The organism is Niastella koreensis GR20-10, from assembly GCF_000246855.1.
Taxonomy (GTDB): Bacteria; Bacteroidota; Bacteroidia; order Chitinophagales; family Chitinophagaceae; genus Niastella; species Niastella koreensis.
In genome coordinates, this window is the sequence record NC_016609.1 from 4,686,762 (window position 1) to 4,699,284 (window position 12,523).

At 46.1% G+C, this 12,523-nt stretch carries 8 protein-coding genes; all 8 read right to left on the minus strand.

The window, feature by feature from the left end; genetic code table 11:
- Positions 1-83 precede the first annotated feature (83 nt).
- The 8 genes from NIAKO_RS18305 to NIAKO_RS18340 all read right to left on the minus strand — a co-directional run bounded on the left by NIAKO_RS18305 (position 84) and on the right by NIAKO_RS18340 (position 12,454).
- Positions 84-1,334, minus strand: a complete 1,251-nt coding sequence (locus NIAKO_RS18305) for a S41 family peptidase (RefSeq protein WP_014219933.1) — start codon at positions 1,332-1,334, stop codon at positions 84-86.
- Positions 1,335-1,370: 36 nt separating this feature from the next.
- Entirely contained in the window at positions 1,371-2,606 is a 1,236-nt protein-coding gene (locus tag NIAKO_RS18310) for a S41 family peptidase (protein ID WP_014219934.1), read from the minus strand.
- 3 nt (positions 2,607-2,609) lie between these two features.
- Positions 2,610-3,341 carry a porin family protein gene (locus NIAKO_RS18315; protein ID WP_014219935.1) on the minus strand — a complete coding sequence of 244 codons (732 nt, stop codon included), beginning with the start codon at positions 3,339-3,341 and terminating at the stop codon, positions 2,610-2,612.
- Positions 3,342-3,358: 17 nt separating this feature from the next.
- Positions 3,359-4,801 carry an RCC1 domain-containing protein gene (locus tag NIAKO_RS18320; RefSeq protein WP_014219936.1) on the minus strand — a complete coding sequence of 481 codons (1,443 nt, stop codon included), beginning with the start codon at positions 4,799-4,801 and terminating at the stop codon, positions 3,359-3,361.
- A gap of 6 nt (positions 4,802-4,807) precedes the next feature.
- Positions 4,808-6,169 carry a hypothetical protein gene (locus tag NIAKO_RS18325; RefSeq protein ID WP_014219937.1) on the minus strand — a complete coding sequence of 454 codons (1,362 nt, stop codon included), beginning with the start codon at positions 6,167-6,169 and terminating at the stop codon, positions 4,808-4,810.
- A gap of 25 nt (positions 6,170-6,194) precedes the next feature.
- A complete protein-coding gene (locus NIAKO_RS18330; RefSeq protein ID WP_014219938.1) occupies positions 6,195-7,682 on the minus strand; it encodes a RagB/SusD family nutrient uptake outer membrane protein in 1,488 nt (495 codons plus the stop codon).
- 7 nt (positions 7,683-7,689) lie between these two features.
- Entirely contained in the window at positions 7,690-10,725 is a 3,036-nt protein-coding gene (locus NIAKO_RS18335) for a SusC/RagA family TonB-linked outer membrane protein (RefSeq protein WP_014219939.1), read from the minus strand.
- 67 nt (positions 10,726-10,792) lie between these two features.
- On the minus strand, positions 10,793-12,454 hold the full coding sequence (locus tag NIAKO_RS18340) for a GLUG motif-containing protein (protein WP_014219940.1): 1,662 nt from the start codon (positions 12,452-12,454) through the stop codon (positions 10,793-10,795).
- Positions 12,455-12,523 lie beyond the last annotated feature (69 nt).

The following is a 12,523-nucleotide window of genomic DNA, read 5'->3' on the forward strand; positions in this document are numbered from 1 at the left end:
CGGAGGTTGGGTTCCCGGTGGGCACTTCCCGATGACCCAGTCGAAAACCGCCCCCGGCATTGACAGGCAGGCAATCGTTTTATTTATTGATTGGTAACTACTTCCAATCCTTTATCTAACATTACGTCAATATTACTTTTGATAGCAGTGGTATCATAGGCTATTGGAACGTCGGGCATGATGCCTTTATTTTCATAACAGATCATGTTAACATCCCTTAACTCCACCCCTGCGCAGTATACCTGTACAAAGTTTGCAGCCGTAAACCGGCCACCCAGGTATTTCTGGTCGGTTGATGGTATCTGCCCGGTGCCGCCCCAGGTTTGTTCGCCTACCAGTTTTGCCTTGGGGAAAATGGCTTTTATGGCCATAGAGGTCATCTCCGACATACTCACTGAGTTGCCATCTACCAATACAACAATTGGTTTTTTCGTAAAGTCTACACTACCTGGCTGGGGGTGAATATACCCTTTTATCCAGGGGCCATAATCCAGGCGGTTATCTCCATTGCGGGTACGGGTATTATTAACCTGCACAGGCGAGGTAACAAGGCGGCCCAACAGGAAATCCATATCAGGAACGCTGCCTCCCGTATTGGCACGCAAATCAATGATCAACCCATCAATGGAAGGATCTTTTGTGTAGCGGAAGAAATCATCCAGCACCGGTTTTACAGGCCTTGACGTGGAATTGGCTCCGGAATAGAGATCCCCCAGTTCAAAATTAGAAAACTCCAGGTACAGGATGTTCTTATTGTTACGGGGAATAACACCCAGGTTAATAGCGAAAGAACCGCCATCGGTCCCGAATTCGGCTTTATTGAGATAGTATTTAGGTATAACTACATCAAATGTATTCCTGGGTATGGCAATTCTATCTCCTCTAAACTGATGCCGTACGCTTGCAGGCATAAAAGTTTGTTGATTTTCAAGCGCATACCCACCCACTACAAAGTTAGTCATTCCATTAAAGGTCAGGCTCAAATGCGAATCTGAAAGGTCCTTGGTCATGTCAACCAGGTATTGGGCTGCCTTCTGGGCATTTCCGGCACTGCTTTTATCATTGTCAAGATATTCAAACCGGGGCTTATAGGTTTTATACATATCATCCCAGTTCACTTTTTCTATATCCCAGAAAAGATAGTTGGAATTCATTCCATTCCAGAAAGCTTCAAAGATCTCTGTATAGGACCTTCCATAATAAGAGGTTATCCGCTCCTTTTCAACATTCTTTCTGCAGCTGCCCAACACAAAAGCCAGCAACAATACAATCAATCCGCCCCGGAAAGCCGGGTGATTTATTTTATATATACAATTATTAAAACGCGTAATCATAATTAAAACATTAAAACGGAAAAATGAATGACTCCCCTATTGATTCAGATACTGGATCGCTTTCTCCAGTTGGATATCGACGCCCGTTTGCTTCATGGTTGCTATGGAAGCATCGTTGTACTTTACTTCCACATCAGGAGCAATGCCGTTGAAATTGAATTCATGGTTCTTGTCCATCAGGGCGGTATTTGAAATATTGACCATGGCAAAGGACCCCATATAGAAAGCACCACCATTGGTGCTGATATCGTTGCCGACAACTGTTCCTGCAGTGCCATAGGTGCGTTCACCAATCACCTTTACGTTAGCATTGGGAAGGGCCTTAAATGCCTGTATTACCATTTCGCAAACCGCTGCGGAGTAAATATCAGCCAGGATCACTATAGGCTTTTTAAACTCTGTAGCGCCGGCTTGTGGTGTAATATTCAAAGGCAATGCAGGTGTATAATCTAACCGGCCACTTCCCGATTTATGCCTGGCATAGCCGTACAAAACCGTTTTATCAGTGAATTGCCCGGTAAAAAAATCAATATCCTCCAGGTTGCCTCCGCGATTATTGCGCAAGTCAATGATAAGCCCGTCAACGGCTGATTTATGTACTTTATCAAAAAAGTTTTTGATCACCGGCCGGGTGGGACGCGCAGTATAATTAGCATCGTACGATTCTTTCATCAAAAAATCGTTGATACTTATGTACGCCAGGTTCTTAGCGCCTTTCGAAATATTTCCGGTTATAACCTGGATCACCTGTGCAGTTGTATAATTTTTATATACCCCATAATCAAAATCGTTCAGGTAATTGTTCTGGATGATGTGATCAAACAGGGTATCGGGCAGGTTAGCATGGACGCGGTTTGCCCTTAACAATTTTGGCATATAGGTGTAATACGATCTGTACAGGCTGTCTTCAAACCGGTAATCGCCACCCGACGCCAATGTGAGGTAATATTGCCCGTCATGAAGGCCTTTGGTCATATCTGCCATATACTGAAAACACCGGTTTATGGTTGTATCAGAGTATTTTACATGGTTCAGCGAATCGAATTTCGGCTTATAAGCCCGGTACATACTGTCCCAGTTTACGGTTTCTTTATCCCAGAACTGATATTGGGTATTCATTCCCGTCCAGAATGCCTTAAACAATTCCGAAAAATCGTTCACTTCATAATTGGTGAGCAGCTCCCGTTTCTGGATCTCGCGTTTACAGGAATACGATCCTGCAAGCATCCCCACCACAACGGCGTATGTTGTTAATGATCTAGTTACTGACATGCATTAAGCTTTACGTTTGTTATGTTTTAATACCGGCAATTGACACTGAACGCTTAGCAAAATGCTGTAGGTATCGTTGTACCGGGGAGTCTGTTCTTCTGAATATGCCTTTTGCATATCGGAAAAAGAAGGTGTGTACCTGCCTTCTATAGAGAAAACATATTTTTGATTGGGCATGTACTGCAGGCCTGCACCGGCAATGCCACCATATTGAAAACGCCTGTCTTTGGCTGCGTTGAACGTATAGGCTTCATCATATGACACGGAATTGTTCACGTCCATTGGCGACAGGGTACGTCCTTTTACGTGGCCACTCATCCAGTAACTGGCATAGCCGCCCAGGTTAAGTATACCATAAAGGCATTGCTCCTTCCTGAGTTTTCCACCAAACCTGAATTGCGCCATCACCGGCAGTTCCAGGTAGCTGTTCGTATTCTGCTCATACAGGTCGGAATAAAATCCGCTGCGCTGGATGCGGAAATTTTTCTGAACAAAAGATGGCACCGCCTGAATGCCCCCAAACCAGGAAAGCTTTGGGAACTGGTAACGAACAGACACACCTGCTGAATAACCGTAAGAAGGCTGGTACTCAAAAAAAGGCATGTCAGATGTATTGGTGGTCAGATAATTCCTGTTAGCGCCTGTTTCAATGCCCACATGCCATTGCGCATTCACATTGGTCCCACACAACAATGCCACTGAAATGCCCAGCATGGCAAATATCTTTTTATGCATATAGATTTTTTGAAAAATTATTTTATTTGAATAGGAGATGCCATATAAGTAGTATCGAGCGCAGTGCCCAGCGTGCCGGAAGTATTTCTTCCCCAGGCCCATAGGGTGCCGTCGCCTTTTAACGCATAAGCCGTGCCACCGCTGCCGGTAACCGTTGCGGCTGTAAAACCGTTTAATTTTACCGGAATGGAATCTGCGATCGTAGCAGTTGTTCCCTTACCAATGAGGCCATAAAAATTATCGCCCACATTCCATACAGTACCATTCGATTCTTTAAAACTGGCAGCGCCACTATGAGGTATAACAGCATCAATTGTTTTGGAATCGAAAAAAGTGACCCGGGAAAAAGTATCGCGATTATTAAGATCAGCTATACCCAATTGCCCACGAACATTAGCGCCCGATCCCCAAATTTTTCCATTGTTGTCGATCAAAAAAGTACTGGCGCCACCGGCAAATATTTTTGCAATACCAACACCTGGCGTAGGCAGTAACACCGGCGTTTTGCGCTTTGTTCTGTCACCCAGCCCCAACTCACCATTGTAATTATCGCCCCAGCCCCATACTTCACCGTTTGTTTTTTGTACCACAATGCTGGTACCATTGCCACTCAGTTGTTTTACATTGCTGATGGGCACCTTAACAAACGTAGCCCGCAGGTCATTATCGCCCTGCGCCAACTGGTAGTTATAATTTCTGCCTGAACCCCAAACAGTGCCATCTGGTTTCAAAACAAAAACCTCATAGCTTGTGATGGCTACCTGCACCGCATCATCCATGAAAGGGGAGCGAATAAAAGTTACAGTAGCATTTTTATTTCCCACGCCCAGCTGGCCATACCCGTTTCCTGAACCCCAGGCTGTGCCGTCTTTCAGTTTAATTACAGTGGCAGCGTCGCCGGTATAGATCTTTGCCACATCGTAGATGGGTACCTGCGTTAATTTGTTACGGCTGCTGTAATCGCCCAAACCCAGCTCGCCATTATCATTGCTGCCACAAGCCCATAAAGTGCCATCATTCTTCAGTGCCAGAATATGACTGAAACCGCCTGCAATGGCTGTTACTACAGGCGACTGAACGGGGTTCACCGAAATGCGTACAGTATAAGTGGCGGTTTTGCCATTAGCCTTTATGGTATACTTCACCGGGTTGGTAAAATTCTGTTTACCGGTTGGTTCAATACTATCTGTATAAGCAATGATAGTGGGTTCCAGGGCGGTAATATCTGTACCATAATCAACCATCAACCGGATAGCCGTATCGCCCAGGATCATCCCCCGGTAGGGTCTGTTCAGATTAGGATTGCTGGCTGTTTTCTCCAGCCAAAAATCATAAACCACTTCGCTGGTAGTAACAACAGGCGTATACTCAGGGTCTTTGTTACATCCTGCCATCGCCCCTGTAAAAAACAGACCGGCAGCAAGAGAAAGCAACTGTAAACTATTTGCTATTCTTAACATATTTTTCTAGTTACACTTGAAATTTTTGGGATCGTAATCGTTACACAATATGGTAGTCTGATCGCCTGCGTATACAATTATTTGCGCCGGAGTTGCAAACCCATTTGTATTTCTTGCCATTACCAGTGAATAATTATCCTTTACCGCATCGTTCATTTTTACACTGGCCAATGTTATACCGCTGGCATCCAGGAACTGGGGAGCACGCAAGCCCGCATAGATATTCGAGGTAGCTCCATTCACGCCGATTCTGCTCGCTAATGCTTCACCCGTATACTCAGCTGTTTTTACCGGTGAGAACCGCCCGTCCTGAACGATCATATATCCGTCGTCATACGACAGGTTTGAATTATTATACTGGTTTTCAGGAATGAAATAATAATCCCAGTTTGTTTGCGCCCGCAGGTCCAGTGTTTTCAGTTGAGTAGCACCATCCAGCCAGAGAACGTGTAAGCTCGGATTTCCCAAAGTACTTACACTCCTGATCGGGGTCCACATCAAAATGCAGGAGATCAGTTTGGCATTATGACTCAGATCAATCGTATCAACTCCGCTTCCTTCAAAGGAAAGATGTTGCAGGCTATCGCTTTTTGAAAGGTCCACGCTTTTTAATGAACCACTATATGTTACGGTCAATTGATTCAACTTCCGGTTCTTGGTTACATCCAGTGAAGTCAGGGCACCACATGCTTCCAGGTACATCCTGCGCAATTCGGTATTGCTGGTCACATTCACTGTTTTCAGGGATTGCAACGCATAGGTCATCAGGTGCCGGAGATTGGCATCGTTATCTGTTTTCAACGTGCTCATGCGTTTGAGAGAAATTAAATTAACATAGTTCAGTGCAGGCAGGTTCGACAAATTCAGGGTAGTAGCGGGCATATCAGTTACCCTGATGAACCGCATGCTGGTACAGCCGCTTACTGATAAATACTGCATGTCTGTATTAGTTACCAGCATAACGGTATCCAACGCCATAGTAGCCGACAGGTCCAATGAATCTACCAGGCTGTTCCTTACATACAGCTTTTTCATTTTTGTGAAATACTGGATGCCTTTCAACGACTGTACAAACGGCCGGGGGCAGGTAATGGTGTCGATTTTAAGAGTACCGGCAAAATCCTTCACCTCGGGATTGGTGATATCAATCAACTTCCCGGTTTTATCGAATGCATCAGGGCAAATGTTTGTTTTCAGGTATACCCTGAACATACTGTCGGGGATCAACTTCAGCACATCTGTTTCCACAGGGGTTCCATCATCAGGCTTTGCATCACCCACTTTTTTAGAGCAGGATTGTATGAATAAACCTGCAATCAGTAGTATTACTACCAGGAATTGAGACAGGCTCCAAATTTTTTGTTTCATAATAGTATGTAGTTTTTTATGAGAGTTATAAAGGATTTTGCTGAATAACGCCACCGGAAGCGTCGATCTCTGACTGGGGAATTACAAACTGCCATTTTATATCGCCCGCCGGTACATCTTTTTGATAAGATGTCAAAAACATATGACGGTGCCTGTCTAACGGCAGGTTCAGCCTTTTCAGATCATAAAAGCGAAAGCCTTCGCCCCATAGCTCTATACGCCTTTGCAATAAGATCTCATCCAGCAGTTGCGTTCCTGTGTTCGTAGAGAGTGTGTAGGCAGCATCCCTTTTTTTCGCCAGCTCATACAAAGCATTCCTGGCTGCGCCTGTATTATTCAGGTGAGCATAAGCCTCCGCTTCTATCAAATACATTTCACTGGCCCGCATCAGGGGCACATCGCCAATACTCAACTCCGGATTCTGCACTTTAAATTTCCGGGTCATGAACTTTATGCGGGCGCCCACTTCTTTTCCGGCAGCATCTAACGGTACGGGGAAAGCCGGGTTTGAACCGGTAGAATCCCATAACTGCCAGCGTACATCGGTTGCCCGTATCAGTTTATAAACGGAATCCTGGATGGCCCTGGGCGAACTGATAATGTTCTGCGCGGGGAAATTGCACGACATATAAGCAAAGAAGGAAGTGAAGTAGGTAGTCTGATTCTCCTGCTGGTGCGAACCCCACATCCATTCCGGGTTTTTATAATCATTGAAACCGCTCATATAGGTAACCGAATCCATGAGCGTGTAACCGGTGCGGGCTGCTGCTGCCATTGCAGCCGCTACAGGCCAGTTCTGTTGCGCCAATGCCACCCTGGCCTTAAAGCCTTGCGCCACGCTTTTATCAAGGTGCGACCGGTTGGCGCGGCTGTATCCATTCAATAAGTAGATAGCACTGTCAAGATCTGCATTGATCTGGCCATATACGGCCTGTACATTTGACCTGGGTTTTACTTCCTCCTGCGAATGGAGCACAATTCTAAGCCCGGCGCTGGTATTATTGTCATTGGCATCATACCGCTTACCATACAACTGAACCATTTGAAAATAAGCCCATCCCCGGTAGGCATAAGCCTGGCCCAGGATGGCGTTCTTATCGGCATCACTTCCTTTGGCATTTTTTACATTATCGATCAGCAGGTTCACATTGTTGACGATCTCGTAATAGAAGAAATAATGAAAATACGGCTCAGCGCCAGTGGGATTTCGGTGCGAATTCAGCCACAGGTAAGGATATAAAAACCAGTCGTTGGTTGAATTGAGGGTAATATCATCACCCATAATATCCATATCCATCATATTGGTGCCCTGCCCTACCTTGTCCTGCCGGCCCATTTGACCGGAATATAAGATGCGGTGCACCCCGTTCAACAATTTCCAGCACCCATCGGTGGTGGTCAATGCCACGTCTTCGGCTATCCGGTCTGTTGCCTTGGTATCCAGATACTTTTTACTACAGGCCGTCAGCATACCGAACGCTGCTACAAAAAGAATATATTTATTGAGTCGCATGTGTGTTTTATAAATTTGCAATTACACCTAATGTATAAACTCTTCTGGGTGCGTACACATCACTTGTGGTACCGTTGAATGACTGTAACACATTCATACCTTTGCGGGCAGAGAACTGGTAAGCATTCTCCACGCTCAGGTAGGTTTGTAACCCCGCCACCCGAAGGCGTTGTAATACCGAAGGATTAAATGAGTAACCCAGGTTGATATTATGTACAGTGAGTGAAGTGGCGCTGATCAGCCACCTGTCGGAAGAACCGTAAAAATCACCAGTACGGCCCCAATCAAGACGGGGAACATTTGTTTGATCGCCTGTTTGCTGCCAGCGCTTTAGCAGGTCTTTCGACATAGACTGGCCAAAGGAGGGTGACATCAATCCCGAATACACGCCGTCATACGCCAAACCACCGATCTGGTAAGTCATCAGCAGGTTGAGTGAAAAGTTCTTATACCGCATATCGCTGTGTACACTGCCAGACAGCTTTGGAATTGCCGACCCATGGTAGCCGTATTTTGCACGTGATATAGAAGTGGTATATTTTACTCCATTGATGGTTTTATCAGGATAATCGTAAGGAGCATTCTCCTGGTATTCCAACCTTGGGTCCAGCTCATATAATGCATCTCCATTAGTAGGATCTACGCCTTTATAAGAGATCAGCCAGTAATCATAAATGGAATGGCCTACGGACAACTTCTTGGTACCGGAGATTATTTCCGGCATTGTTTTGGGCATTTCCGTGACCTTGTTTTTCTGGGTCTGTGCAGTTACAGAAAGGTCCCAATTAAATGCCTTTCCTCTAACAACGCTGCCAGTCACGGAGATCTCGATCCCCCGGTTATACAGGTTACCGGTATTCTGCCAGATGCTATATACCCCGTCGGGTGTACCACCGCCTGAGAGGGGCTGGTTAACAGCCATTACAAGGCCATTGGTTACCCGGTTGTAATATTGTATATACCCGGTGATCCTGTTTTTAAAGAGAGAAAAGTCTGCTCCAATATTCACAATACCGCCCGATTCCCAGGTAAGGTCTTTATTGGGGATCATGGCGTAGATGTAGCCAGGTTCCTGCGCATTGTTATTAGGCATATACCCACCCTGGTAAGCATAGGTTGCCACATTGTCGTTACCAGAGACCCCATAGGATGCTTTCAGTTTCAGGTCGTTTACAAATTCGGGGGCATGGAAAAAATCTTCCTGGCTAATGCGCCAGGCGCCGCCAACCGACCAGAAATTGGCCCAGCGTTTTTCGGTAGCGAAGAATGAGTTGCCATCCCGTCTAATGGAGGCTGTTAAATAGTATTTACCGCGCAGATCATAATTGACGCGGGAAAAATAACTTTCAATACGTTTCGTAACTGAGCTGGAAGAAGGCGCCTCTGTGGAAGTTGTATAATTACCCAGCTCCAGGTTGTTACCCGGTGCTATCTGCCCTCTTACCGTTGCAGATGAACTTACTGTTTCCCGGTCGTAGTTCTCATGGCCGGCCAGTACATCGATATTTTGATCGCCCCATGTTTTATTATAATTCAACAACTGGTTGAACGTATAGCTTTTTACCCGGGCGTTGCCTCTTGTCAAAGAAGCTGAAGGAACACCATCACCAATAGTTGGGTTCAAATAATTATACGATTCTGATCCTTCTTCATCAATACCAATGTTGGAGGTGAACTTAAGGCCTTTAGCCAGGGTAACATCTATGTTGGTGCGGGCGCCAACGCTGTTACCGGCAAGGTAATTCACATTCAATAACCCTTCAGCCAGCGCATTGCGGCCTGGCGCAAAAGGCCGGGTGCCATAGGGGCGATTGCCGTCGTCATACAAATGCTGCCCTTTATCATCGAGCGAATAACTTCCATCAGCTTCATGTGCATGCACCGGGTAAATAGACCCTACCGACCTCGAAAAATAAAAAGGGTTCACTATATAGCCACCGGTGTAAGCAGGTGTTTGATTGGTAGTGGTGGTTGAACCATATACATTCAACCCGGCTTTTATAAACGAATTCAGCCGGGCATTGGCATTTACCCTTCCATTCCACCGTTTGAGGTCGGAAGTAGGCGTATAGCCTTTATCGGATATATAACCAACGGAAGCATAATAATCTGCGTTTTCAGAACCGCCATTAAAGGAAACGGTATATTCCTGCCGGGCGCCCTTGCGGGTAGAGGCTTTTGCCCAGTCAAGATCATTGGCCCACAACAATTTTGCATCAGGGTTCAATTGTCCGTTTACATCTACAATTTTATCGTCGGGTACGTTAAAGGGATTATATCCCAGGAGTGATTTTATATCCTTTGAGGCCTGTTGGTTTGCTAATAACCCACCCTGGTTGCTGACAAGGCCATTGCGATAAAACTCCCACATCAACGGGTAGTATTCGTAGGCACTTACCTGGTTATATTCTGGCAGCATGCGCACGTTAACGCCCTGGTTCATCTTGAATTGAACCGCCGTCTTCTTGCCTTTGGTGCCTTTTTTGGTGGTAATGATGATAACGCCATTGCTTGCCCGCGAACCATACATAGAGGCTGCGGAAGCATCCAGCAATGGGGTGATGCTGGCAATATCAACCGGGTTCAGGCTGCCTGGATCGCCATCAAACACAATTCCATCTACAACGATCAGCGGAGCGCTTCCTGAAGAAATGGACCCAAACCCGCGCATCCGGAGCGTGCCGGTACTACCGGGCTGACCACCACTTAATGTACCCTGGATCCCAGGCCCGGCGCCTATGAGCGCATCCATCACATTGGTTAAAGGTCTTTTTGCAAACTGACTGTCGGCAATCTGGATGATCGCTCCGGTTAATGCTGAGCGTTTTTGCGCACCATACGCTACCACAATTACCTGGGACAGGCTATCTGCATTTTTGCTGTTGCTCCAGTCTTTCAGTCGCTGGGATGCTGGAATTTTGGAAGTATCTACAGCCGTTTTGGGTAGCGCCTGCCGGGTTCCCTGCGTTTGCCCAACAGAGCGGGCAGGGAAAACACCTGACACCAGGGCGGCCAGGGAAAGGGGAACAAGTATTTTCTTCATAACAGTCTTACATGTTCATCCTGAATGGTAATTATTCAAAGGATGATCGGGAATGTAGTTTTGTTGTTTATTTAGTTGTTGAACGCAGATACGGATAGCCATTATTGGTGCCGGAAGCCACGTTCCATACAGCTGAAAAATCCCAGTTTGCATAAGTAGCAGAAGCTTTCATTTCTGCAGTTGTTTTTCCATTGGCGGTATTGGCATTATCAAAGGCAAGGTTTCCATTACCACCACCCAGAACGGTTTGTCCTGTAGTTGTTTTATCCCAATAATTGGTGCAGGTGCCACTCGTAATAAAAATTCCATTGGGTGTATTTCCAACCAGCGCGCCAATAAGGAAAGGCGCTGTTGCATTTATATTTATGCGCGATACCAAGCCAGTTGCATAACAATTGGTAACCTGCATTACCCCGCCCCCGGCACCAATAGTCCCTACCAGTCCGCCTATGCGGGTAGATTTATGAAAATCTGTATTGGAGCCATTGGCGCCAGTTGCATTGCCGGTGGCATAACAATTTTGAATTTTGCAGGCAACAGTTGAACTGGCATTCAGGGTACCAACCAGTCCGCCAATGTTATTAGGCGCTATCAGGCTGCCTGCGGTATTCATAGGTAACTCTGTTACATTACCCGATGCATAACTGTTTTTTAAGGTACTGGCGTTTAAAGTGCCGATAAGGCCGCCCACATCTACACCGCCGGTTACAGAGCCGGTCGCATAGGAATCGGAAATGTCGCTAATATAGGAGGTACCAATTAAACCACCCGCCGTGGAAGCTGAGATGGCATAACTGCCTGCAGGCGCTGTTATAGCGGCATAACATTTACTGATGGTAGTATTTTGGGCTGTTCCTAAAAGGCCGCCTGTATATTGACTGGCCGAAAGAGTAGCAGTACCGGTCACATAGCAATTAGTAATAGTGCAGGAATCTGCATAGCCTACCAGGCTGCCTACATAACCAAGGCCTGCGCTGCCATCCTGTGACATTTCATTTATACCGGTTGCGGCCAGTTGAATGCCAATGTTTTTAAAAGCAGAATGAATCGCATAACCGAAAAGACCACTGTTACTTTTTCCATTATGTCCTGCATCGATACCAGTGGGTTGTGAATTATCACGATAAAGGCAGGTAAGATTTTTTATCACGTGATTCTGCCCGTCGAGCGAGCCTCTGAAGATCACATGGCCACCGTTTACATACCTTGTACCAATAGAATACCAGCCATAATCTTTGTAGTCGGCAATTCCAACACTGGCTGAACCTGCCGTTGTAAGGGCAGGCAGCTCAATGTCGTTCATCAATACATAGCTATCGTTGAGGCCATTCCGCACATTGTTCAATTGTTTGGCGGTGTATATTCCATAGGGATTGTTTACCGGATCGTAAACGGGCGCGGTTATTTGTACGGTATAAGTTTTACCATCACCGGTTTTAACCGTATAGGTTACACCTTTGGTATAGTCGGTAACAGTGGAAGGATCGGGGCTGATGCTGAACCCGGCAGGCAGTACGGCTGCTGCGGCCAGCTTTGTTACATCACAGCTGCGGGGCATGTTCTTTATTTCCTGCACCGCATTATCGATGGTGATGGCAGTTGAGTCGGCGCCGAATTTAAAAGTGAGAGACTGGAAGGCGGCACCACCGCCCTCCGAGCTCTTCTTACAACCAAACAAAACTGCTGCTAACAGTAAAGGAAAACCTATTTTAGAGAGTGTATGAAACATTGCTTTTTGTTTTTTTAAAAACGGAGCCCCGATGAATCGGGACCCCGGTAATCTATAGTCTCAATCAAA